This is a genomic window from Promicromonospora sp. NPDC090134, assembly GCF_044746965.1.
Lineage (GTDB): Bacteria > Actinomycetota > Actinomycetes > Actinomycetales > Cellulomonadaceae > Promicromonospora.
Genome location: NZ_JBIVCZ010000004.1, coordinates 261,310 through 285,005 on the forward strand (window position 1 = coordinate 261,310; position 23,696 = coordinate 285,005).

Genomic DNA, 23,696 nt, shown 5'->3' on the forward strand with positions numbered 1-23,696 from the left:
GCGAGCCCGTGCCGTGAGCTGCGGCTTCAGGGGATCCGCAGCTCCACGCCCGGCGCGGCCTGCGTGCCGTCGTGCAGCAGGCTCGCCTGCACGGCGCCGGCCGCGGCCATCTCGCGCCAGTGCTCACCGAGCCACTGCTCGGCGTCGTACTGCGCGGTGAAGACGGGCGTGACGGGCTCGCTCAGGCGACGCCCCTCGGCGTCGTCCAGGGCCCACTCCCACTGCGGACGGATCACTCGTACCTCCCACTAGCCGTCGAGCCGGCCGACCGGGTCAGGGCGCGGTTGATCTCCGACGCCCACAGCGGCCCCTCGTAGACGAACGATGTGTACCCCTGGGTCAGGTCGGCTCCGGCGCGCAGGTACGCGCGGACGTCGTCGGCCCGGGTGATGCCGCCCACGCCGATGATGACGGGGCCCGTGCCGAGCCGCTCGCGCAGGCGCGCGACCACCTCGATGCCCCGGCCCAGCAACGGCGGGCCGGACAGCCCGCCCGGGCCGCGGTCGTGGCCGATGGTCGTGTTGACGGCGACCACGCCGTCCAGCCCCAGCTCCAGCACGAGGTCGGCGACGGCGTCGACGTCCTCGTTCGCGAGGTCGGGGGCGATCTTCACCAGGAGCGGGATCCTGCGGCCCGTGCCGTTGCCCGCGGCCGTGCCGGTGGTGGCCTCGTCCGCGGCGGCGCGGACCGCCTCCAGGATGGGCCGCAGCGACTCGGTCGCCTGCAGGTCGCGCAGGCCCGGCGTGTTCGGGGACGACACGTTGACCACGAGGTAGTCCGCCCAGGGGGCCAGCAGCCGGGCCGACGTCGCGTAGTCGGCGGCGGCGAACTCGGGCGGCGTCACCTTGGACTTGCCGATGTTGGCGCCGACCACGATCGCGCGGCCCGCGGCGGTGCGGCGCAGCGCGCGCAGCCGGTCCGCGGCGGCGGCCGCGCCCTCGTTGTTGAAGCCCATCCGGTTGCGCACGCCCCGCACGTCGAGCTCGCGCCACATGCGCGGCTTCTCGTTGCCGGGCTGCGGGCGGGCGGTCACGGTGCCGATCTCGACGAACCCGAAGCCGAGCATCGTCAGGCCCCGGACGGCGCGCGCGTTCTTGTCGAACCCGCCCGCCAGGCCGAACGGCGCGGGCACCACGCGGCCGAAGAGCCGCACGCTGCCCGGTCCGCCGGCGCGCTGGCCCAGGTACGGGGCGAGCGCGCCCTGCGCGACGTCCCGCAGGACCGGCACCCTCCCGGCGCGCTCGATCAGCGAGAACGCGATCTCGTGCGCACGCTCCGGGTCCATCCGGCGGAAGACGCCGTTGAACAACAACGAGTACGGCCAGCTCATGCAGTCCTCTCCTCGGACGTGCTGCGCGACGTCCGCCACAGCCACCACAGGCCCACGAAGGGCAGGACCAGGGGCACGTAACCGTAGCCCTGGCCGAATCCGGACCAGACGGTCGACTCGCCGAACACGTCCGGGTCGGCGAGCGACAGCGCCCCGATCGTGACCACGCCGACCGCCTCGATCCCGACGGTGATCCACGCGGTCACGCGCCAGGCGGGGGTGCCGATCGCGAGCGCGAACGTCGCGACGACGTACACCGCCGCGGCGAGCGTGGAGAGCGTGTAGGCCACGGGCGCCTCGCCGAACTTCACGACGAGCTCGTAGGACGAGCGGCCGAGGGCGGCGAACGCGAGGATCCCGTAGATGGTCACCAGGACGCGGCCGAAGCCCCGCCCGGTCCGTCGTCCGGCTGTCCGTTCCGTCATCGCCATCAGGCCCCCGTCCAGATCTGCCACATGCGCCACTCCAGGAAGGCCACCGTCAGCGAGGCCACGAGCAGCACCACCGAGCTCCATCTGGTGCGCTCGGCGAAGGCCCACGCGGCGGCGACCGGCAGGATCACGAGGGTGGTGGCGAAGTAGCCCCAGAACAGCACCGGGTCGCTCGCACCGCCCCCGCCCGCACCCTGCACGATCGCGACGACGCCCTGCACGAGCAGGAAGAACTCGATGACGGCACCGCCCCAGAGCTGGTTCAGGATGACCGCGCGGTCGCGGGCGACGAACCAGCCGGCCCACCCGGCCAGGACCACGCAGAGCGCGACCACGAGGAGCAGGAGGGCAGGGATCACGTCCCGCAGACTACCGGGCGCTCCCTGGGGGGCGGCAATCGGATCGTGCGTGACCTGCGCCTCGATGGGGCCCGGCCCGGCTGTCGGAGGCCCGGGATACCATCGGCTGCGTGACCGACGTGACCCTCTCCAGCAAGAATCCCACCGCCGTGAAGGCCGAAGCGCTCGTGGTGGCGACCGCCCAGACGTCGGACGGCGTAGCCGTCGTGTCCGACCAGCTCCCCACAGACCTCCTGACGCAGCTCGAGACGCTCGCCCCGCAGCTCGGCGTCACCGGCGCCCGCGACGAGGTGCGCAAGATCCCGGCCGGCGACAAGCTCGCCGCCGACGTCCTCGTCCTGACGGGCCTGGGTGAGCGCGCCGAGGACGGCACGTTCGCCGCCGAGACGCTGCGCCGCGCGGCGGGCGCCGCGACCCGCGAGCTGGCGGGCCTCAAGTCCGCCGCGATCGCCCTGCCGGCGTCCGACGACGCCGAGATCACCGCCGTCACGGAGGGCGCGCTGCTGGGCGCCTACGCCTTCAACCGCTACCGCACCGCCGGCAAGGACACGGCCAAGGCCACCGGGAACGGCACGGCGAAGGACGCGAAGAGCAGCGGCAAGGACGCCGCGAAGAACGGCAAGGACCCGGTCGCCGCGATCGAGATCCTCACCCCGCTGCACAAGAACGCGAAGGCCAAGCTGGCCGCCGAGCGTGCCGAGATCCTCGCCGCGGCGGTCCACGCCACCCGCGACCTGGTCAACACCGCACCCAACGAGCTGTACCCGGCCACGTTCGCCGACGCGGCGAAGGCCGCGGCCAAGGACGTGAAGCACGTCAAGGTGACGGTGCTGGACGACAAGCAGCTCGCGTCGGGCGGCTACGGCGGCCTCACGGCCGTGGGGCAGGGCTCGTCGCGCGGCCCGCGCCTGGTCAAGGTCGCCTACGCGCCGGCCAAGCCGGACGCGAAGGTCGCGCTCGTCGGCAAGGGCATCACGTTCGACTCGGGCGGCATCTCGATCAAGCCGGCCGCGGGCATGGAGGCCATGAAGTCCGACATGGCCGGCGCCGCCGCCGTGCTGTCCACGGTGATCGCCGCCGCGAAGCTGAACCTCCCGGTCGCCGTCACCGGCTACCTCTGCCTCGCCGAGAACATGCCGGGCGGCAACGCGCAGCGCCCCGCCGACGTCATCACGATCTACGGCGGCAAGACCGTCGAGGTGCTCAACACCGACGCCGAGGGCCGCATCGTCATGGCCGACGGCCTCGTCTCCGCCGTCGAGGACGGCCACGACGTGGTGCTCGACATCGCCACGCTCACGGGCGCCCAGATGGTCGCGCTCGGCAGCCGCACGTCCGCCGTCATGGGCACCGACGGGGTGCGCGACGAGGTCAAGGCCGCCGCCGACGCCTCGGGCGAGCTGTTCTGGCCGATGCCGCTCCCGGAGGAGCTCAAGGCCAACATCAAGTCCAAGGTGGCCGACGTCGCCAACTCCGGTCCGCGCTGGGGCGGCATGCTCAACGCCGGCCTGTTCCTGCAGACCTTCGTGGGCGACCACCCGTGGGCGCACCTGGACATCGCCGGGCCCGCCTTCAACGAGGGCGGCGCGCACGGGTACACGTCCGGTGGCGGCACCGGCGTCGGCGTCCGCACCCTGCTGGGCTTCGTCGAGGGCCGGGCCGCCGCGAAGTAGCTACTTCCTGCGCTGGGCGCTGTTCCAGTCGCGCATCCGCTGGGGGTAGCCGGTGAACCGCACGTTGTACACCGGCACCCCAAGCTGGTTCGCGATGTCGAACGCGGTGCGCTCGTCGGGCACCCGGCGGCGCGTCCACTCACCGGTGCTCGCCACGAGCAGGATGGTGCTGGGGATGTCGGTGGTCGGGGGCTCCACGTAGGCCTCGACCCCGACGCGCGAAGCGATGAACTCACCGAGGTGCGCCAGGGTCTGGCGGCGCGCGTCGTTACCAGTGGGACGCGCGGCGCTACCGGGTGCGGAGCGTCGCTGGAAGAAGCGCGCGAGCGAGCTACGGGACTGGCGGGGCATGCACCGAGGGTACTAGCGAGACCGGCGCTGTCCTAGGCATCTCCACGCACATCGCAGGAAACTCGCACCTTCTGCTCGCGGGCCGTCCTGTCACAGGGCCGCCGGAGCGTCAATGTCGCCACGGTCACACCCGACAAGCCCGGTACACGATTGGGGCCACGCCCGCTGAAGTGTCAAGATGGCATGCGGCGACAACCCACGCAGCCGACGCAGCCAACGCGGTCACCTCCGCAGAGTCAACGAGGAGCCAGCACGTGCCTACGCATGACAGCCCGACCACGTTCGACGTCGTCGTGCTCGGCGGGGGAAGCGGCGGCTACGCCACCGCGCTCCGCTCGGCACAGCTTGGCCTGAGCGTGGCCCTCGTGGAGGAGGGCAAGCTCGGCGGAACCTGCCTGCACGTGGGCTGTGTCCCCACCAAGGCCCTGCTCCACGCCGCCGAGGTGGCCGACGCCGCCGCGCACGGCGCGCAGTTCGGCGTGCGCACCTCGCTGGACGGCATCGACATGCCCGGCGTGCTCGCCTACAAGGACTCCGTGGTCGCCGGCCTGTACAAGGGCCTGCAGGGGCTCATCGCCTCGCGGAAGATCACCGTCGTCGAGGGGCACGGCACGCTCGCCTCCCCGGGCGTCGTCGAGGTCACCGCCGCGGACGGCGCGACGAGCAGCTACACCGGCACCCACGTGGTGCTCGCGACCGGCTCGTACGCCCGGACCCTGCCCGGCCTGGAGCTCGGCGGCCGCGTCCTCACCTCCGACCAGGCGCTCACGCTCGACACCGTGCCCAAGTCCGTGGTGGTGCTCGGCGGCGGCGTGATCGGCGTGGAGTTCGCCAGCGTCTGGAAGTCGTTCGGCGCCGACGTGCAGATCGTCGAGGCGCTGCCCCACCTCGTCCCCAACGAGGACGTCGCCCTCTCGAAGGCGCTGGAGCGCGCGTTCCGCAAGCGTGGCATCAAGTTCTCCCTGGGCGAGCGCTTCGCCCAGGCCAAGCAGTCCGACGACGGCGTCCAGGTCGAGCTCGAGTCGGGCACCACGTTCGACGCCGAGCTGCTGCTCGTCGCCGTCGGGCGCGGAGCGCGGACCGCCGACCTCGGCTACGAGGCCGCCGGTGTGCGCGTCGACCGCGGGTTCGTGCTGACCGACGAGCTGCTCCGCACCGGCGTCACCACGCCGGCCGGCGGGCAGGTCTGGGCCGTCGGCGACATCGTGCCCGGCCTGCAGCTGGCCCACCGCGGGTTCGCGCAGGGCATCTTCGTGGCCGAGCAGATCGCGGGCCTCTCGCCCGCACCGATCGACGAGGCGACGATCCCGCGCGTCACCTACTGCGAGCCGGAGGTGGCGTCGGTCGGCGTCACCGAGGCACGGGCCGCCGAGCTGTACGGCCCGGACGGGGTGGAGACCATCGAGTACAACCTGGCGGGCAACGGCAAGAGCAAGATCCTGGGTACCCAGGGCTTCGCCAAGCTGGTGCGCCGCAAGGACGGACCCGTGGTCGGTATGCACCTGATCGGCTCGCGTGTGGGCGAGCTGATCGGCGAGGGCCAGCTCATCGTCGGCTGGGAGGCGTTCCCCGAGGACGTCGCCTCGCTCGTCCACGCACATCCCACCCAGAACGAGGCACTCGGAGAGGCACACATGGCACTGGCCGGCAAGCCTCTGCACGCCCACAACTGACCATAACGACAAAGGAGACCCCACAGGTCATGTCTGAGAACGTGCAGCTGCCGGCCCTCGGCGAATCCGTCACCGAGGGCACTGTCACCCGCTGGCTCAAGGCTGTCGGCGACGAGGTCGCCGTCGACGAGCCGCTGCTCGAGGTGTCGACCGACAAGGTCGACACCGAGATCCCGTCGCCGATCGCCGGCGTGCTCGAGCAGATCCTCGTCCAGGAGGACGACACCGTGGAGGTCGGCGCCACCCTCGCCGTCATCGGCGACGGCTCCGGTTCCGGTGCCGCCCCGGCGGCCCCCGCCGCCGAGCCCGCCGCAGCGGAGGCCCCCGCCCCCGAGCCGGCCCAGGCCGCTCCCGCCGAGGCGCCCGTGGCGGAGTCGCCCGCGCCCGCCCCCGCTGAGGCTCGAGCCGAGGCCCCTGCCCCGGCTCCGGCTCCGGCCGGTGGCGGCACCGACGTGCCGCTGCCCGCGCTGGGCGAGTCGGTCACTGAGGGCACCGTGACGCGCTGGCTCAAGGAGGTCGGTGACGACGTCGCCGTCGACGAGCCGCTGCTCGAGGTCTCGACCGACAAGGTCGACACCGAGATCCCGTCGCCCGTCGCGGGGACGCTCCAGGAGATCCTGGTCAAGGAGGACGAGACCGTCGAGGTCGGGGCCATCCTGGCCCGCGTCGGTTCCGGCGCCGCCGCTCCGGCTGCCGCTGCTCCGGCCGCCCCGGCTGCCGCTCCGGCCGCCCCGGCTCCTGCCGCCGCTGCTCCTGCCGCTCCGGCTCCGGCCCCTGCTGCTCCGGCGCCCGCTCCGGCACCGGCCGCGCCTGCTCCCGCCGCGCCCGCTCCGGCTCCCGCCGCCCCGGCGCCTGCTGCTCCGGCTCCCGCCGCCGCGGCGCCTGCCGCCGCGGGCGGTCGCACCATCGGCTCGTACCTGACCCCGCTCGTGCGCAAGCTCGCCGCGGAGAAGGGCGTCGACGTCGCCGAGGTGAAGGGCACCGGTGTCGGTGGCCGCATCCGCAAGGAGGACGTGCTCGCCGCCGCCGAGGCCAAGGCCGCTCCGGCGCCCGCCGCCGCTGCCGCGCCCGCCGCGAGCAAGGCGCCGGCCGCGACCAAGCTCGAGGTGTCGCCGCTGCGCGGCACCACGGAGAAGATGTCGCGCCTGCGGAAGATCGTCGCCGAGCGCATGCTCGAGGCGGTCCAGTCGCAGGCCCAGCTGACCACGGTCCTGGAGGTGGACGTCACCCGCGTCGCGAAGCTCCGGGCCAAGGCCAAGGAGTCGTTCGCCGCGCGCGAGGGCGCCAAGCTGACCTTCCTGCCGTTCTTCACGCTGGCTGCCGTCGAGGCGCTCAAGGCGTACCCGAAGATCAACGCCACGATCGACACCGAGAAGGGTGAGATCACCTACCACGGCTCGGAGAACGTCGGCATCGCCGTCGACACCGAGCGTGGCCTCGTGGTCCCGGTCATCAAGAACGCGGGCGACCTGAACCTGGCGGGCATCGCCCGGCAGATCCAGGACCTGGGCGCGCGCACCCGGGCCAACAAGGTGACGCCGGACGAGCTCTCGGGCGGGACGTTCAACATCACGAACACCGGCTCGGGCGGCTCCCTCATCGACACGCCGATCGTGCCGCTGGGCCACGCGGCCATCCTGGGCACGGGCACCATCACCAAGCGCCCGGTCGTGGTGACCGACACCGAGGGCAACGAGAGCATCGCGGTGCGCTCGATGGCCTACATCTTCCTGTCCTACGACCACCGCCTGGTCGACGGTGCGGACGCCGCGCGCTTCCTCACCGCGATCAAGAACCGAATCGAGGAGGGCGCGTTCGAGGCCGAGGTCGGTCTCTGACGAGGACCGACGGGTCGGCCGGGTAGCGCACGCACCTGACGTCGACCCCGCAGCAGCGGGTGGTGGCCGGTTCCGGGTTCGGGACCGGCCACAGCCGTGTGTGCCCCGCCGGTGCGGCACGGTCGGGCAGGCTAGATTCGCGGCATGGACGTAGTCGTGGCCGGGTCGCACGGCCTCATCGGCTCCGCGCTGGTCGCGGACCTCGTGACCCGAGGGCACGGCGTGCGCCGGCTGGTGCGGCGCGGGGCCGAGTCGTCAGGCGCTGCCGAGGCGGCCGCGCCGTCCGGCGTCCGGCACGTGCCGTGGGACCCGCGCACCGGCGAGCTCGACCCGGCCGCCTTGGACGGCGCCGACGCCGTCGTGAACCTGGCCGGGGCCGGGATCGGCGACCACCGCTGGACCCCGGCCTACAAGCAGAAGCTCCTGGGCTCGCGCACCACGACCACGAGCCTGCTCGCCCGCACGATCGCGCGCCTGGACGGCCCGCCCGTGCTGGTCAACGCGTCGGCGGTCGGGGCGTACGGGGACCGCGGGGACGAGGTCCTGACCGAGGCGTCGACACGCGGGGACGACTTCCTCGCGGGCCTGGTCAAGGCCTGGGAGAACGCCACGGCGCCCGCCGCCGACGCCGGGGCCCGCGTCGTCTGGCTGCGCAGCGGCATCGTGCTCGCGCCGTCGGGCGGGGCGCTCGGCAGGCTGCTGCCGCTCCTGCGCCTCGGTGTCGGCGGCCCGCTCGGCAGCGGCCGGCAGTGGTGGAGCTGGATCACGCTCACCGACGAGGTCGCGGCGATCCGCCACGTCATCGGCGCGGACGTGCGCGGCCCCGTCAACGCCGTGGCGCCCGAGCCCACCACCAACCGGGACCTGACCCGGGCACTCGCCCAGGCCCTCTACCGGCCGGCGGTCCTGAAGGTGCCCAAGTTCGCCCTGCGGATCGCGCTCGGGCAGTTCGCCGGCGACCTCGTGGCCTCCCAGCGAGTGGTCCCCGCGGTGCTGAGCCGCACCGGCTTCACCTGGACGCACGCCGCCCCCGAGGAGGCGGCGCGCTGGGTCGTCGCGCGCTGATCCGGCCCGGCACGGCCGGCCCGGCACGGCCGGTTCGGCCGCGCCGGTTCAGCCGCGCCGGTTCAGCCGCGCCGGTTCAGCCGCGCCGGGGTCAGCGGACCTCGCTGACCCGCCAGCCGCCCGGCGTCCAGACCAGGGTCAGGTCGGCGGACTCCTCCGACGCGGGCACCGCCGTCTCGCCGTCGGCGGACACCTGCCGGTGCGCCGTGATCGTGTACTGGATCCGCACGATCGCCTCGATCGGCACCTTCTTGCCGGACGACTGCCCCTCGGCGTCGTCCGACGTCTGGACCGTCTTGCGCGACGCCGTGGTCGCGCTCTGCACGGCCGACGCGGCACCGGGGCCCTGCGTCACGACCTCGATGGACTCCACCTCCGCGGACGCGCCGACCACCTGGGACCGGTTCTGCTTGAGCTCCTCGAGGATCTGCTGGTCGGCCAGGTAGGCCGGCGAGCCCTCCAGGTTGACCGTGCTGATGTCGGAGACGGCGCCCGCCAGCAGCGCGAGGCGGCGCTCGGTGAGCTCGACCGCGGCACCTGCCGGGTCCTTGGCGTTGCTCACCGGGTTGATGCCGCCCCAGACAGGGGCGGAGGCCTCGGGCGAGGGAGCCGCGACGGCGGGCTCCTCGCCGCCGAAGGCCTCGGGCAGGGCGACGACCCCCGCCGTGATCCCCGTGACCACGCCGGCGACGATCATGACCGTCGCGAGCACGGAGCCCGCGGTGACGCGCGGCTCGGCGCCCTTCGCGCCCGGTCGCGCGCCGGCGGCCCGGCCCGTGACGGGCATCGTCGCCCGGCGGCGCCCGCCGGGCGCCCAGGAGCGCGCGTCGACCGCGGCGATGGACCCCGTCAGGGTCTTGGCGGCGGAGCGCCACGCCGAGGGCGTGTGCGCGCCGAGGGGCACGTGACCGGCGATGGGCACGGGACCGCTGATGGCGGCCGAGACGAGGGCGGAGGCATCCGGGAGCCGCACCGGCTCCGGCTTCACGGCGTCGTTCGCGAGCGCCGCGAGCGTGCCCGGCTCGGGCCGGTCGCGCGGGTCCTCCGCCCGGGCGCGGGCCAGGACGGCCCGCAGTGCCTGGTCGGCCTTGGAGTCCAGGCTCGGGCCGGGGAAGCCCAGCACCGACTCGACGAGCGTGGCCAGCGAGGTGACGTCGACGGGGTCGTCACTGTGGTCCGGCAGCGTGACGCGCGGGCGCAGCACGGCACTGCCGTCGCTCCGCAGCAGCACGTCCGTGGGCCGCACGCCGCCGTGGACCAGGCCCACGCTGTGCAGCGCGGCGAGCGCCTGCGCCATGGCGACGGTTATCCCGGCACCCTCGGCGGCGGTCAGGGGGCCGCGCGAGCCGACGGCGGTCGGCAGGTCGACCGCGCCCGTCCGGGACAGCCGGACGTCGAGGTTGTCCGGGCCGTTCGGCGAGATGGCGATGAGCGGCACGAGATGGGGGTGGTCCAGTGTCGCGAGGGTGTCCAGGCGGCGCACCAGAAGTTCCCGTGCCGCGGCCTCGGTGGGGACGGCTACGCGGACCAGTTCCGCGGATTCGATGTAGTGCACCCGTTCATGAGAACTCCGTGAATCGGAGCCCGCTCTTTATCCACAGGATTTGCCGAATTCGACGCCCTGTGGGTGAACTCCTGGGTGCACGCAGGGAATCACACGTCGACGAGCCGCCCCTCCTTGGCCGAGACGCGTGCCGCGTCCAGGACCTCTGCGGTCCGGACGGCGTCGGCGGGATCGACGGGCACGTCGGCCTCGCCGGCGAGCCACTCGGCCACGGCGGAGTAGAAGTCGCCGTGCCCGCCCCGGGGCTGCGGCACGGCGGTCCGCTCGCGGCCGCGGGTGAGCCAGCCGTGGGTGCCCTCGGGCTGGTCGCCGTCGAGCACGTCGAAGGGCGAGGCGTCGCCCTCGAACGAGTTGACCAGGTACGCACCGCCGTCCCCCAGCACGCGTGTGCGCGGGCCGGGCGCCCCGACCAGGGAGCCCGCCCAGAGCCGCGAGACCACGCCCTTGGCCGGCGGCTCCACGCCGAACAGGACGTCGGCGGCCGCGGCGCGCCCCGGGACCACACCGGGCCTGGTGCCCGGCGCGGCGTGGTGCAGCACGAGGAACACGTCGTCCTCCGTGGGCGTCGAGAGCGAGCGGGTCTCGGCGTACACCGAGACCACCGGTCCGAACAGCTGGGTGGCCGAGTCCACGAGGTGCGGGCCGAGATCGAGCAGCAGCCCGCCGCCCACGACGTCGTTCTCCTTCCACCGCTGCTGGGGCTTGGGCCGCCAGCGCTCCCAGCGGCGCTCGAAGGTGTGCACCTTGCCGAGGTCGCCCCGGTCCAGCAGGGCCTTGAGCGTGAGCTGCTCGGGGTCCCAGCGCCGGTTGTGGAACACGGTGAACGGCGTGCCGGACGACGACGCCGCGGCCACCACCCGGCGCGCCTCGGCCGCCGTCGTCGCGATCGGCTTGTCCAGCACGAAGGGCTTGCCCGCCACGGAGACGGCGTTCGCGTGCTCGGCGTGCAGGGAGGAGGGGCTGGCGATGACGACCAGGTCGTAGAGACCTGGCTCCGCCAGCATCGAGGGCAGGTCGTTGAAGAGCCGCGCGCCGGGCCAGTCACCGGCCGCCTGGACGCGCCGTCCCGAGTCGCGCGCGACGACCGCCGTTACCGACATACCCGCAGCTCGCGCCAGCCGAGCGTGAATTTGCCTGCCCGCGCCGCCGTAGCCGACAATCCCGATCCGAAGTGCCATGGCCCCATCGTGCCCCGCGGGACGCAGCGACGCGAGATTACTGGTCAGCCGCTTAATCCCCGTAACACAACTCTGGCAGACTGGGGCAAGAGGTACGTTTCGCACGTTCTTAGACTTTGTCCGGCCATCTGCGGTCCGGACCAACGGCCGACAGATTGAGGGGCTCGTGTCCGCCACAGCCAAGAAGTCCAGCCAGACCCGTAAGACCCTGCAGCTCGTGCTCATCGCCGTCGCGGCGCTCGTGCTCGCCGGCAACTTCGTCGTCAAGTCCCTGGGTGACGACGTCGCCCCTGCCGAGGGCGCGCAGGGCTCGGCCCTCGCGACGCTGGACACGCTGACGGTGCAGGACGCCGCCACCGAGGACGGCTACGACCGCGAGTCCGACTTCGGCAGCGCCTGGCAGGACGCCGACGACAACGGCTGCGACACCCGCAACGACATGCTCCAGCGCGACCTCGACGACTTCGTGCTGACCGAGGGCGACTCGTGCGAGGTGGCCTCCGGCACGCTCGACGACCCGTACACGGGCGAGACCATCGAGTTCGAGCGCGGCGAGAACTCCGGTGACGTGCAGATCGACCACGTCGTCGCGCTGATGAACGCGTGGACCACGGGCGCGGCCGACTGGGACAAGGACAAGCGCGTCTCGATCGCGAACGACCCGCTCAACCTCGTGGCCTCGGACGGCCCCGCCAACATGGGCAAGGGCGCCAAGGACGCCTCCGAGTGGCTGCCGGAGAACCAGGCCTACCGCTGCGAGTACGTGGCCCGGCAGATCGCCGTCAAGGCCAAGTACGAGCTGTGGGTCACGCCCGCCGAGCACGACGCGATGGAGGACGTCCTGACGAGCTGCCCGGCGGAGACCCTCCCGGCGTCCTGACGGAGCTTGTCCTTGCTGACGGAGGTCTCGCGGCGGCCCGGCGGCGGCGCTGCGGGGCGGGTCTAGGCTTGCGGCCATGGACATCCGACACCTCACCGGGCACGTCGAGTACCACGAGGGCTGGGACCTGCAGCGACGCACCCACGAGGGCGTCCGCGCGGAGGACCTGGCCGACACCGTCTTCTTCCTGGAGCACGAGTCCGTCTACACGGCGGGCGCGCGCACGCACCGCGACGAGTACCCGACCGACGGCACCGAGGTCATCAAGGTCGACCGTGGCGGCAAGATCACGTGGCACGGGCCGGGCCAGATCGTGGCCTACCCGATCATCAAGCTGGCCAAGCCGTTCGACGTCGTCGAGTACGTCCGCACGCTGGAGCAGGCGGTGATGGACGTGTGCGCCGCGTTCGGTGTGGAGACCATGCGGGTCGAGGGCCGCTCCGGCGTCTGGGTCGCCGCCGACTCCCCTGACGTGCCGGACCCCCGGCTCGAACGCAAGGTGTGCGCCATCGGGGCGCGCGTCGCCAAGGGCGTGACCATGCACGGCCTGGCCCTGAACTGCGACGCCGACCTGGCCGCGTTCGACCACATCGTGCCGTGCGGCATCCCGGCGGAGGACGCCGACGTCACCTCGCTGACCGCCGAGGCCGGCCGGCGGGTCACGGTCGACGAGGTCCGGCCCCTGCTGGAGGCGGCCCTGATCGAGCGCCTCTCGCCGCTGCTCGCGCGGGACGCCGCGCCGTCCGAGGCCGTCGCCGCGACGGCGTGACCCATCGCTCACCCAAGCACGTGACGAACGACACGTGCCGCCTCCGGGACGGCCGCGCGACGCCGGTCGCCCGAGGCTTAGGCTGGGCGAACCCGCTGACCTGGGAGGGATCTGCGTGACCATCGCACCTGAAGGCCGACGCATGTTGCGCATCGAAGCGCGCAACTCGGCCACGCCCATCGAGAAGAAGCCCGAGTGGATCAAGACCCGGGCGGTGATGGGACCCGAGTACCGCGACATGAAATCGCTCGTGAAGGGTGAGGGCCTGCACACGGTCTGCGAGGAGGCCGGCTGTCCCAACATCTTCGAGTGCTGGGAGGACCGCGAGGCCACCTTCCTCATCGGCGGTGACCAGTGCACACGCCGCTGCGACTTCTGCCAGATCGACACGGGCAAGCCCGCCGACTTCGACAAGGACGAGCCGCGCCGCGTCGCGGAGTCCGTGCGGACCATGGGCCTGAAGTACTCGACCGTCACCGGCGTCGCCCGCGACGACCTGGCCGACGGCGGCGCCTGGCTCTACGCGGAGACCGTCCGCCAGATCCACGCGCTCAACCCCGGCACCGGCGTGGAGCTCCTCATCCCGGACTTCAACGCCATCCCCGAGCTGCTCGACGCCGTCAACGAGTCCCGCCCCGAGGTGCTCGCGCACAACGTGGAGACCGTGCCGCGCATCTTCAAGCAGATCCGCCCGGCGTTCACCTACGAGCGGTCGCTCTCGGTCATCACCCGGGCCCGCGACGCCGGCCTGGTCACCAAGTCCAACCTGATCCTCGGCATGGGCGAGACCGTCGACGAGGTCAAGCAGGCGCTGCAGGACCTGCACGACGCCGGCTGCGACATCATCACGATCACCCAGTACCTGCGCCCGTCGCTGCGCCACCACCCGGTGGACCGCTGGGTGCGGCCGGAGGAGTTCGTGGAGCTGTCCGAGACAGCGGAGCAGATCGGCTTCCTCGGCGTCATGGCCGGGCCGCTGGTGCGCTCGTCGTACCGCGCGGGCCGCCTGTGGGGCCAGGCGATGACCAAGCACGGCCGCGCGATCCCCGAGGCGCTCTCGCACCTCGCACAGCCCACCACCTCCCGCCAGGAGGCGGCGAGCCTGCTGGCGCGCTGACCCGGCACGCCGAACCCTCGCAGCGCACTAGAATCGATGACCATGGCCCGAACCTCGTCCGGAGGCGAAGCGCGCGACGACGCGTCCGTCACCAAGCAGAAGAAGCCCAAGAAGCGCCGCTGGTATCACCAGCTGTGGGACGTCTACCAGATGACCCGCAAGCAGAACCCGCTCGTCACCTGGTGGATGCTCGCCGCATTCGTCGGTGTGGTGGCGGTGGCGCTGCTCATCGGTGTGCTCGCGGGCCCGTGGGTCTACGCGCTCGTCATCGGCGTGCCGTTCGGCGTGCTGGCGGCGATGTTCGTGCTGTCGCGCAGCGCGGAGAAGGCCGCCTACACGCAGATCGCCGGTCAGCCGGGCGCGGCTCGCGCCGCGCTCGGCACCGTGCGCGGCGGGTGGACGTTCGAGGACGAGCCCGTGGCCGTCGACGCCCGCAACCAGGACTTCGTGTTCCGGGGTGTGGGCCGGGCCGGCGTCGTGCTGGTCTCCGAGGGTCCGTCGCACCGCGTGACGCGGCTGCTCGACCAGGAGCGCAAGCGGGTCAGCCGCATCCTGTCCAACGTGCCGGTCACCGTGATCCAGTGCGGCGACGGCGAGGGGCAGGTGCCGCTGACCAAGGTCGCGCGCGCCGTCACCCGGCTCAAGTCGACGCTGACCCGGGCCGAGGTGGCCGAGATCAGCAAGCGCCTCAAGGCGATCGGCGGCATGAAGCTGCCGATCCCCAAGGGCATCGACCCGACCCGCGCCCGCCCCGACCGCAAGGGAATGCGCGGTCGCTGACCGGCACCCGGCCGGCGCTCGGCCGGCACCAGCCCGGCCGCGGACGCCGTCGGGCAGTCGAACGGCCTGACCTCGAAGGGGGCGCCTCCCGTACGGGAGGCGCCCCTTTGCGCGCTCGACGGCCGTCCGATGGACGGACGCCGCCGGGCCGCGGCATGTGAGTTCTGGCACGCTGTGATAACGCTGCCGGAGCTAGCACCAGCACATCTCCCCACGGTTACACGGTCGAGAGGCGTGAGAAACACTCCGGCAACAATCAGTAACCCGAGAGAAACCACCTGCCCTTAGGTTCGTGGCGATCCGCGTGCAAGCCTGCCCAGCCGTTCGGCGTCGTGCGACGGACTCCCCCTGGACTTATCGAGCGAGCAAGGAGCGCAGATGTTCAACAACGCCGAGGAGGCGATTGCCTTCACCCGCAACGAGGGGGTGGAGTTCGTCGACGTCCGGTTCATCGACCTGCCGGGTGTCACTCAGCACTTCAACATCCCGGTCGAGCAGTTCGACGAGGACGCCTTCAGCGAGGGCCTCATGTTCGACGGCTCCTCGATCCGTGGCTTCCAGGCGATCCACGAGTCCGACATGAAGCTCGTGCCGGACATCGCGACGGCGTACATCGACCCGTTCCGCAAGGCCAAGACCCTGATCGTGAACTTCTCGATCGTGGACCCGTTCACGGGTGACGCCTACGCCCGCGACCCGCGCAACATCGCGGCCAAGGCCGAGGCCTACCTCAAGTCGACCGGCATCGCCGACACCGTCTTCTTCGGTGCCGAGGCCGAGTTCTACGTCTTCGACGACGTGCGCTTCAAGACCGCGTCGAACGAGAGCTACTACTCCATCGACTCCGTCGAGGCCGCGTGGAACACCGGCCGCGAGGAGGAGGGTGGCAACCTCGGGTACAAGACCCGGTACAAGGGCGGCTACTTCCCCACCTCGCCCAGCGACCGCTTCGCGGACCTGCGCGACGACATGGTCAAGACCCTCGGCCAGGTCGGCCTCTCCGTCGAGCGCGCGCACCACGAGGTGGGCACCGCCGGCCAGCAGGAGATCAACTACAAGTTCAACTCCCTGCTGCACGCCGCCGACGACCTGATGAAGTTCAAGTACGTCATCAAGAACGTCGCGTTCGAGGCCGGCAAGTCGGCCACGTTCATGCCGAAGCCGATCTTCGGCGACAACGGCTCGGGCATGCACTCGCACCAGTCGCTCTGGAAGAACGGCGAGCCGCTGTTCTACGACGAGAAGGGCTACGGCGGCCTGTCCGACCTGGCTCGCTGGTACATCGGCGGCCTGCTCAAGCACGCCCCGTCGCTGCTGGCCTTCACCAACCCGTCGGTGAACTCGTACCACCGCCTGGTGCCCGGCTTCGAGGCTCCCGTGAACCTCGTCTACTCGGCCCGTAACCGCTCCGCCTCGATCCGTATCCCGATCACGGGTACGTCGCCGAAGGCCAAGCGCATCGAGTTCCGCGCGCCGGACCCGTCGTCGAACCCGTACCTGGCGTTCTCCGCGATGCTGATGGCCGGCCTGGACGGCATCAAGAACCGCATCGAGCCGCCGGCTCCGGTCGACAAGGACCTGTACGAGCTGCCCCCGGAGGAGCACGCTCAGATCGCCCAGGTCCCGACGTCGCTCAACGGCGTGCTCGACGCGCTCGAGGCCGACCACGAGTACCTCACCGCCGGTGACGTGTTCACGGAGGACCTGATCGAGACCTGGATCGCGTACAAGCGCGAGAACGAGATCGACCCGATCCGCCTGCGGCCGCACCCGCACGAGTTCGAGCTCTACTACGACATCTGACAGCCGGTCCCCCGTGACCTGCTGAGATGCCCGAAACGGCGGCTGACCTGCACTTACGTCTCGCGACGTTGTGCGGCGTCGGCCGCCGTTTCTCGTGTTCCTGTGTAACTCGTGTGTAATTTCCCAGGTGGATCGCGGTTCCCTCGATCCTCTTGATTCCTGAGGTGTCCGCCGGAGGCGTTGAAATCTGGAGCAGGGAGGTCGGTATGTGGTTCCGCCGCACGCCTCGGGTAGAGCCGCGGCCCGAGCCTGACTTTGGGCCGGAATTGGAGTTGTTTCACAACGGGCTGGTGGTTCTGCCGCGCGACGGTGAGCCGGTCGGTCACGTGGCGTCCTCGCTGGGCTATTTCACCACCCGTGGCGGCCGTCAGCCGTGGATATGGCTCGTGGTGGTGTGGAGCGACGGGACGAAGGAGGACTCGGTCGAGGACTACGCGCCGTGGACCTACGTGGCGGAGATGCGTGTGGGCTACTTCGACTGGCCGGATGGCTCCGGGATGAAGACGGGCCGTAAGCACAGCCACGTCGGCCGCTATGAGATCGAATGGCTTCCGCGAGACCGCGCCCTCGCGGAGCGAGAACGACTCGGAGTCAGCATCGAAGATTTCTAGGCCGGCGGGGTGCGTCGGGGATGCGCGTAGGGCGCGCAGCGCCCAGAGCGCAGAGGTCCCCGTCGCGGGTCCCCGTCGGCCGCGCCGCGAAGCGGCGCGCTTGATCTCTAAGAGGTCAATTCGGCAGTGTCACCGCTCCGGGTCGAGCAGTTCGCTCATCGAGAGCACCACCGCGTCGGCTCCGGCTTCGGCCAGAGCCCCGGAACGTTCAGGATGCTTCGCGTACCCGATGGCACGGGTGCCTACTGTGCGAGCGACCTGCATGTCTGGCACGGTGTCGCCGATGAGCACCGTGTCTGCGGCATCGAGGTTGAGCAGTTCGAGTGCGGCGTCGACAACGAAGCGGTTCGGCTTCATCAGGTCGGGCTGGTAGCGGGGTCGACCAAGTACCGCAATCATCAGCGAATTGAGCTCCCAGCGGTCTAGGTACGCGTCGATCGCCTCGGGGGCGTTGTTACTCACGATGACGACACGCTGATCATCTCGGAGCGTCTGCCAGAGGAAGTCATGTGCGCCGACCGTGGGAACGGCGGTCCTGGCGCAACGGATCTCGGCAGCGATGCACGCGTCTTCCACGGCACGCGCCACGGCGGGACCGAGCTCGGCTGCGGCTCGCAGAACGGCGAGGTGATCCGTCGAATTGGCGACGTCGTCGGGAACCTCGACCCCCGCCCGGCGCATCGCTGTCCGGGCGTCGTCGGCCGCCTGCTCACCTTCCGGTGCAGGCATGAGTGGAGTTATAGGTCCGTCGAAGTTCAGCAACACTCCGGGTACTGCGGCGAGGTTTGCGGCGGCCTTTGTCACCCGTCTGCCGCCTCGGTGCCGAGAGTGCTCCATACGCTGTCGAACCACATGCGGGTCCGGGCTAGGAATCGCGAGCTGACCGAGTCGGGGGCGCCGTCGGCGGCGTAGTGGAACAGCTCGGCGTCCTTGCCCGCGGAGTCGAAGATCGCGACCTCTCCCCCGCCGTCACGCACGACATGTTCCTGCACTGGGTAGTAGCCAAGCGCACACGGAAGGCCGTCGACTCGTTGCTTCGTGTAACCAGTGTGGAACTCCCACCCGAAACCGAGGTGTCTTCACAGGTCAGAGACTAAATCACTCTCCGACCTACGACATCTGACAACCGGTCCCTCGTGACCCGTTGAGATCTCGTGCCCGCGTCGCTGGACCGGACATCGGTTCAGCACAGCAGTTGCTGCCACGCCGGGCCGGCTCTTGGCAGCAAGTGCTGTGGTCAACCCGGGCGCATTCAGGTACCCCGTCAGTGCGTACGCTTCGCGGGTGGTCACTGACATCTACGGCGCCATCGAGGTTCGGCACCCGGGTGCGAACAGCGACTGGTACGACGGCGAGCCGTGGTTCACGGCCCTCGATCTGTACCCACTCCTCGAGGACGGCGGCCCGGCAGGCGCCTATCCGGGCTACGCCTACCTCTTCGGTATCCGAAACAGCTACGGCTTCAAGCCTCTGGCACCGGCGCGCGGGCTGCCCGACGACGTCTCGGGTGCCCTCCGCGACGATCTCCAGGTCTACATCGAGTCCGGAGAGCTGATCGCCTCCTGGATCGGGTGGGACGAGCTGGCTGCGCTCGACCCGGACAAACCGTTCGGGCACGTCGTCGGCTACCTCGAGTCGAACGACGGCTCGCCGATGTACCGAACGATGCTCCTACCGCGCGGTTGGACACCCGACGTGATCGACTTCGCCGGACCGGCCGCCGTGTCGGCCGCGCTGACCCCAGCCGCAGCGGCGGCGTGGGAGCACGATGGCGCGACCTATCGGTACCGACCGGTGACCCTCGGCTCCTACTTCGGCGACGGCACCCCGTGGGGCCATGTGCTGGCTGTCATGCGCGCACTCGCGGGCAGGTTCGGGTCCGAGGGCGTGCGGCTGGTCGCGGCGTTCGACTGAGCGAGGCATTCGACCGAACGTTGCTCCTCCGCTGCCGGTGGCGGTTCTCGTGGGCTCTGCGCCCGGCGTCGGCGCCGTCAGCGGTCGTGGAACTGCATCCTCCAGTCGACCGTCCAGTTGCCCGGTTCGTACTCCACCACGACGGGGCCGCTCGTCCCGCCCACGATCTGGTACGGCGTAGTCTGCAGCGCGGTGTCGAGGCCGGCCCTGTTCAGGTAGCCGTCGAACCGGTCAAGGGTCACCAACGTGGCGAACGGGCCTCCGCAGACCTCGGTCGTCTCGCCGACGTCGGTCCGGACGGCGACCGCGACGTAGGACCGCCCGCTCGGCACCATGCCGACGCCGAACCAGGGGCTCTCGGGGCAGTCCGAGGGGCCCTCCGACGACCACACCAGGGTCCGAGGCCCCCAGCTCGTCCCGGCCGAGCGCGTGTAGAACCGGTGCTCGTCACCGACCGTCCCCGCCCAGACCAGCCGCGTGAGGGAGTCGCCGGCGGCGAGCTCCGCGCGGTTGCTCGTGCGGAACTGGTACGTCGGCATCGTGGTGCTGGTCGACTGGCGCCAGAGCGTGTCGCGCGCGAGCAGCGTCTCCCTCCCGCCGCCCTCGGTGACGAGCCGGAGCCGCGGCCTGGGGTGGTCCACGGTGCCCAGTGCGACTGAAGGAGACCACGTGGTCGCCCCGGGCTGGATCACGGTCCGCCGGATCTCCGCCGTCGTCCCCTTCGGCGCCGCCCAGACCACGGTGACCTTGCCCGCGTTGTTGATGGCCACGTCCCTGGGCGCGTCCACCAGGACCGAGGGGACGCGGCGGGTGACCCAGGTGCCGCCCCGGTCCAGCCGGCTCAGGTACGACCGTCCGCCCGGAGCGCTCCAGAGCAGGGCGGCGTCGCCGTCCTTGTTGCCCACGAGCTTCGACCGCGCGACGTCCTGCGCGGTGATCGTCACGGGGCCGTCCCAGCCCGTCCCGTTGAACAGCCAGGACACGCTTCCCGTGACCGCCATCGCGTAGTTCCCCGGCCCCGCGATCACGCCACCCTGGGAGCTGGCGGGTACGTCGAAGCGTGACCACTCGAGCCAGCGGCCGTGCTCGAGCCACGACTGCTCCTGTGCGCCGGGCCCGGGCAGGCTCACGCTGAACACGCGGCCCGACCCGGAGACCGCCACGTCCCGATGGACCTCCCCCTCCGGGGAGCTCCAGCCGAAGGCCGGGTCGCCCGAAGCGGCGGACGCCGGCGCCCCGGCGAGCAACGCCGTGGCAAGGACACCAGCCGCGATGCTCGCACCTGCAGTCCGACGCATGATGCCTCCTGGGGTCAGCGTCACCGCAGCCGCTCCGGAGTCCGTGGCGTCGTTGCCAGGGCCGGGGTGCGCGCGGCCTGTACCGATCGTGGCACGTGCCCATGGCGCACGCCGGCCCTCTCACCCGTGCGTCACCCCAGGTCAGACCGCCGTGGAACCCCAGATCCTCAGGTTCGGACCACGGTCGCCCGTTTCGGGGGAGGTCCCGCGAGCCGCCGTCCGCCATCGTGGCCTTGCGGACGAGGCGCCGCCCTGCCCCGGGGTACGCCCACAGGAGCGCCGCTGGAGGCGACCATGTCGCGGACCGTGGGTCAGATCGCGGTGGACCCGGCGTCCACGCACGCGATCGAGGTCGCCAACCGGCTCCACGTGGACGTGGTGCAGGGCCTCGCCCCTGCCGAGGCGGGCCGGCGGCTCCAGATGTACGGGCCGAACCAGCTGACCGCGGCCAAGAAGGAGTCGCCGATCCAAGCGTTCGGGCGCCAGTACCGCGACTTCATGCAGATCGTCCTGCTGGTCGCTGCGGTGGTGAACCTCCTGGTCACCGGCGACGTCGGCACGTCGCTGGTGCTGGCCGGGCTGACGCTGTTCAACGCCGTCATCGGCCTGCGGCAGGAGGCCAAGGCCGAGGAGAGCGTCGCCGCGCTGGCCAAGATGATGAAGACGGTCGCGCGGGTGCGGCGTGACGGGCAGGCCGTCGAGGTCGACGCCGGGGAGCTGGTGCCGGGCGACGTCGTCCTGGTGGAGGCGGGCAACCGCGTGCCCGCGGACGGCCGGATCACGCTGGCCGCCACCCTGGAGATCGAGGAGGCCGCGCTCACCGGGGAGAGCCTCCCGGTCGGCAAGTCGACCGACCCGGTGGCGGGCGACGACGTCCCGCTGGGCGACCGCACCTGCATGGCCTACATGAACACCGCGGTCACCCGCGGCCGCGGCGAGATGGTGGTCACCGCGACGGGTATGAACACCGAGATCGGCCACATAGCGAACCTGCTGGCCGGCACCGAGACGGACAAGACGCCGCTGCAGAAGCAGCTCGACGGCCTGTCCAAGATCATCGCGACCATCGCGGCCGTGGCCCTGGTCTTCGTCGTGGTGCTGGGGCTGGTGCGGGGCGAGTCGTTCGACGCGCTGTTCATCACCGGCGTGGCGCTGGCGGTGGCCGCGATCCCGACCGGCCTGCCCGCCGTCGTGACGGCCCTGCTCTCCATGGGCACCCGCGAGATCGCGCGTCGCCACGCGATCGTGAAGCGGCTGCCCGCGGTGGAGACGCTCGGGTCGACGTCGGCCATCTGCTCGGACAAGACGGGGACGCTCACGCTGAACAAGATGACCGCCCGCGAGCTGGCGATCCCCGGGCAGAACGCCTTCACCGTCACGGGCGAGGGGTACGGCACCACCGGCGAGATCAGGCACGTGGGCGGCTCGCGCATCGACCTCGACCCGTACCTGCTGCCCATGGTCCTGTGCGCGGACGCCGTGCTCGACGGCGAGAGCCTGATCGGCGACCCCACCGAGGGTGCGCTGATCGTGCTCGGTGCCAAGGGCGGCCTGGACATCGACGCCACCCGGCGCGACTTCCCGCGCGTCGCCGAGGTGCCGTTCGACTCCGAGTACAAGTTCATGGCCACCTTCCACGAGATGGCCGACGACGCCGGACGTCCCGTGGTGCGCTGCTACGTCAAGGGCGCCCCTGACGTGCTGATCGGCCGCGGCGCCGCCTACCGGTCCCCCGACGGCACCGTCGTGCCGGTCACCGACCAGAACCGCGGCCTGGCGCTCGAGGCGAACGACCGGATGGCGAACTCCGGCGAGCGGGTGATGGTCGTGGCCCAGCGGGACATCGACCACGCGACGTTCGAGGCGGCGCGCGTGAGCGGCAGGAACCTGATCGCCCTGGTCACCGACCTGACGCTGCTCGCGATGGTGGGCATCGTCGACCCTCCGCGGCCCGAGGCGCGAGCGGCGATCGCCGAGTGCCGCTCCGCCGGGATCCGGGTGCGGATGATCACTGGCGACCACGCCTCCACCGCCGCCGCCATCGCCAAGGAGCTGGGTATCGAGGGTCGCGCCCTGACGGGCAACGAGTTCGCGGACCTGACCGACGACGAGCTGCTGGCCCAGCTCCACGACATCGGGGTGATCGCGCGCGTGGCGCCCGAGGACAAGATCCGGCTGGTGCAGCTGCTCAAGCGTTCGGGCAACGTGGTCTCGATGACGGGCGACGGCGTCAACGACGCCCCCGCGCTCAAGGCCGCCGACATCGGCGTCGCCATGGGCATCACGGGTACCGAGGTCTCCAAGGAGGCCGCGGTGATGATCCTGACGGACGACAACTTCGCGACCATCGTGAGCGCCGTCTCCTACGGACGCAGCCTCTACGACAACCTCGTGAAGTACCTGCGCTTCCAGATGTCCACGCTGGTCGCCTATATCGCGATCTTCCTGCTCGCCGGCATCCTGAACATCGCGGCCGGCACGCCGCTGGACCCGCTGCAGATCCTGTGGCTCAACATGGTCGTGGACATCCCGATCGCCATCGCGCTCGGCTTCGACCAGCCGACCAAGGGCCTGATGGGCCGGCCCCCGCGTCCGGTCGGGGCGCCGGTCCTGTCCAGGACGGCCTGGGTGCGGCTCTGCGTGCAGGGCGCCGTCATGACGGCCGGCTCGCTCTGGGCGTACCAGATCGGGGCCGACGCCGGCGCCGTGGTCGCGGCCACCATGCTGCTGACGACGCTGTCGCTCTTCCACGTCGTCGCGGGCCTGCTCTCCCGCGACCAGCTCGGCACGATCTTCGACCGCGACGCCATACCCGGCGCCGCCCAGCTACGGCGCTACGGCCTGGCGCTGCTGGCGATCGTCGCGGTGACCACCATCGGGCTGCTCGAGACGGTCTTCGGTACGACCGAGCTCGACGGGCGGCAATGGGGTATCTGCATCGCGCTGGCGCTGAGCCTGCTGGTGATCGAGGAGATCATCAAGGTGTTCCTGCGGGGGCGTGCGGGCGGCGGCGGGGCTCCGCGGGTCGAGGCTGGGCGTGGGGTGGCGCGGGGGGTGTGAGG

General features: G+C 71.5%; 22 protein-coding genes. 12 read left to right on the forward strand and 10 right to left on the reverse strand.

The features are described 5' to 3' along the window. Positions 1–26: 26 nt before the first annotated feature. The 4 genes from ACIPN7_RS13500 to ACIPN7_RS13515 are packed head-to-tail and all read right to left on the reverse strand — an operon-like array spanning position 27 to position 2,120. Positions 27–236, reverse strand: coding sequence for a hypothetical protein (locus tag ACIPN7_RS13500; protein WP_400542610.1), 210 nt, complete (start codon positions 234–236; stop codon positions 27–29). Continuing rightward, positions 233–1,330, reverse strand: coding sequence for a quinone-dependent dihydroorotate dehydrogenase (locus ACIPN7_RS13505; protein ID WP_400542613.1), 1,098 nt, complete (start codon positions 1,328–1,330; stop codon positions 233–235). The genes ACIPN7_RS13500 and ACIPN7_RS13505 overlap by 4 nt, the downstream gene beginning before the upstream one ends. Beyond that, positions 1,327–1,755, reverse strand: coding sequence for a hypothetical protein (locus ACIPN7_RS13510; protein ID WP_285104306.1), 429 nt, complete (start codon positions 1,753–1,755; stop codon positions 1,327–1,329). The genes ACIPN7_RS13505 and ACIPN7_RS13510 overlap by 4 nt, the downstream gene beginning before the upstream one ends. A 5-nt stretch (positions 1,756–1,760) precedes the next feature. Then, complete coding sequence (locus ACIPN7_RS13515; protein ID WP_400542616.1) at positions 1,761–2,120, reverse strand: hypothetical protein; 360 nt, start codon at positions 2,118–2,120, stop codon at positions 1,761–1,763. Positions 2,121–2,230: 110 nt separating this feature from the next. Here ACIPN7_RS13515 and ACIPN7_RS13520 point away from each other — a divergent pair, with 110 nt between their 5' ends. Then, a complete protein-coding gene (locus ACIPN7_RS13520) occupies positions 2,231–3,793 on the forward strand; it encodes a leucyl aminopeptidase (RefSeq protein WP_400542619.1) in 1,563 nt (520 codons plus the stop codon). Here ACIPN7_RS13520 and ACIPN7_RS13525 read toward each other — a convergent pair whose 3' ends face one another. Next, on the reverse strand, positions 3,794–4,144 hold the full coding sequence (locus ACIPN7_RS13525; RefSeq protein ID WP_377229795.1) for an oxidoreductase: 351 nt from the start codon (positions 4,142–4,144) through the stop codon (positions 3,794–3,796). It abuts the gene before it with no gap. Between the two features lie 254 nt (positions 4,145–4,398). On the opposite strand from ACIPN7_RS13525, the gene lpdA reads away from it, so the two are divergent. The 3 genes from lpdA to ACIPN7_RS13540 all read left to right on the forward strand — a co-directional run bounded on the left by lpdA (position 4,399) and on the right by ACIPN7_RS13540 (position 8,720). Next, complete coding sequence (gene lpdA, locus ACIPN7_RS13530) at positions 4,399–5,817, forward strand: dihydrolipoyl dehydrogenase (protein ID WP_400542622.1); 1,419 nt, start codon at positions 4,399–4,401, stop codon at positions 5,815–5,817. A 29-nt stretch (positions 5,818–5,846) separates the two neighbouring features. Then, the gene (gene sucB / locus ACIPN7_RS13535) at positions 5,847–7,655 is read left to right on the forward strand and encodes a 2-oxoglutarate dehydrogenase, E2 component, dihydrolipoamide succinyltransferase (protein WP_400542625.1); all 1,809 of its coding nucleotides are present in this window, start codon (positions 5,847–5,849) and stop codon (positions 7,653–7,655) included. Positions 7,656–7,799: 144 nt separating this feature from the next. Next, positions 7,800–8,720 carry a TIGR01777 family oxidoreductase gene (locus tag ACIPN7_RS13540; protein WP_400542627.1) on the forward strand — a complete coding sequence of 307 codons (921 nt, stop codon included), beginning with the start codon at positions 7,800–7,802 and terminating at the stop codon, positions 8,718–8,720. 91 nt (positions 8,721–8,811) lie between these two features. Here the strand turns inward: ACIPN7_RS13540 and ACIPN7_RS13545 are convergent, their stop codons facing one another. Continuing rightward, on the reverse strand, positions 8,812–10,275 hold the full coding sequence (locus ACIPN7_RS13545; protein ID WP_400542630.1) for a hypothetical protein: 1,464 nt from the start codon (positions 10,273–10,275) through the stop codon (positions 8,812–8,814). 98 nt (positions 10,276–10,373) lie between these two features. After that, on the reverse strand, positions 10,374–11,462 hold the full coding sequence (locus tag ACIPN7_RS13550) for a Gfo/Idh/MocA family oxidoreductase (protein ID WP_400542632.1): 1,089 nt from the start codon (positions 11,460–11,462) through the stop codon (positions 10,374–10,376). A 166-nt stretch (positions 11,463–11,628) separates the two neighbouring features. On the opposite strand from ACIPN7_RS13550, the gene ACIPN7_RS13555 reads away from it, so the two are divergent. The 6 genes from ACIPN7_RS13555 (at position 11,629) to ACIPN7_RS13580 (ending at position 17,422) form a co-directional block, all read left to right on the forward strand. Beyond that, entirely contained in the window at positions 11,629–12,342 is a 714-nt protein-coding gene (locus ACIPN7_RS13555) for an HNH endonuclease family protein (protein ID WP_400542634.1), read from the forward strand. 76 nt (positions 12,343–12,418) lie between these two features. Beyond that, a complete protein-coding gene (lipB, locus tag ACIPN7_RS13560) occupies positions 12,419–13,111 on the forward strand; it encodes a lipoyl(octanoyl) transferase LipB (RefSeq protein ID WP_400542637.1) in 693 nt (230 codons plus the stop codon). Between the two features lie 115 nt (positions 13,112–13,226). Then, positions 13,227–14,228, forward strand: coding sequence for a lipoyl synthase (gene lipA, locus ACIPN7_RS13565; RefSeq protein ID WP_400542640.1), 1,002 nt, complete (start codon positions 13,227–13,229; stop codon positions 14,226–14,228). A 42-nt stretch (positions 14,229–14,270) separates the two neighbouring features. Then, entirely contained in the window at positions 14,271–15,008 is a 738-nt protein-coding gene (locus ACIPN7_RS13570; protein ID WP_397397268.1) for a DUF4191 domain-containing protein, read from the forward strand. A 378-nt stretch (positions 15,009–15,386) separates the two neighbouring features. Continuing rightward, a complete protein-coding gene (gene glnA / locus ACIPN7_RS13575; protein WP_400542643.1) occupies positions 15,387–16,811 on the forward strand; it encodes a type I glutamate--ammonia ligase in 1,425 nt (474 codons plus the stop codon). A 206-nt stretch (positions 16,812–17,017) separates the two neighbouring features. Further along, complete coding sequence (locus ACIPN7_RS13580; RefSeq protein ID WP_400542646.1) at positions 17,018–17,422, forward strand: hypothetical protein; 405 nt, start codon at positions 17,018–17,020, stop codon at positions 17,420–17,422. Positions 17,423–17,551: 129 nt separating this feature from the next. Here ACIPN7_RS13580 and ACIPN7_RS13585 read toward each other — a convergent pair whose 3' ends face one another. Both ACIPN7_RS13585 and ACIPN7_RS13590 read right to left on the reverse strand, forming a co-directional pair. Further along, on the reverse strand, positions 17,552–18,151 hold the full coding sequence (locus ACIPN7_RS13585; protein ID WP_400542648.1) for an HAD family hydrolase: 600 nt from the start codon (positions 18,149–18,151) through the stop codon (positions 17,552–17,554). Positions 18,152–18,222: 71 nt separating this feature from the next. Beyond that, entirely contained in the window at positions 18,223–18,399 is a 177-nt protein-coding gene (locus tag ACIPN7_RS13590; protein WP_400542651.1) for a hypothetical protein, read from the reverse strand. A gap of 307 nt (positions 18,400–18,706) precedes the next feature. Here ACIPN7_RS13590 and ACIPN7_RS13595 point away from each other — a divergent pair, with 307 nt between their 5' ends. Continuing rightward, positions 18,707–19,336: a hypothetical protein gene (locus ACIPN7_RS13595; RefSeq protein WP_400542654.1), complete on the forward strand. Its 630-nt coding sequence runs from the start codon at positions 18,707–18,709 to the stop codon at positions 19,334–19,336. 77 nt (positions 19,337–19,413) lie between these two features. On the opposite strand, the gene ACIPN7_RS13600 is transcribed toward ACIPN7_RS13595, so the two are convergent. Beyond that, positions 19,414–20,634 (reverse strand): hypothetical protein, encoded by a 1,221-nt coding sequence (locus tag ACIPN7_RS13600; protein WP_400542656.1) that lies wholly within the window; start codon positions 20,632–20,634, stop codon positions 19,414–19,416. Positions 20,635–20,928: 294 nt separating this feature from the next. On the opposite strand from ACIPN7_RS13600, the gene ACIPN7_RS13605 reads away from it, so the two are divergent. Next, entirely contained in the window at positions 20,929–23,694 is a 2,766-nt protein-coding gene (locus ACIPN7_RS13605; protein ID WP_400542659.1) for a cation-translocating P-type ATPase, read from the forward strand. The last annotated feature ends 2 nt before the right edge of the window (positions 23,695–23,696 follow it).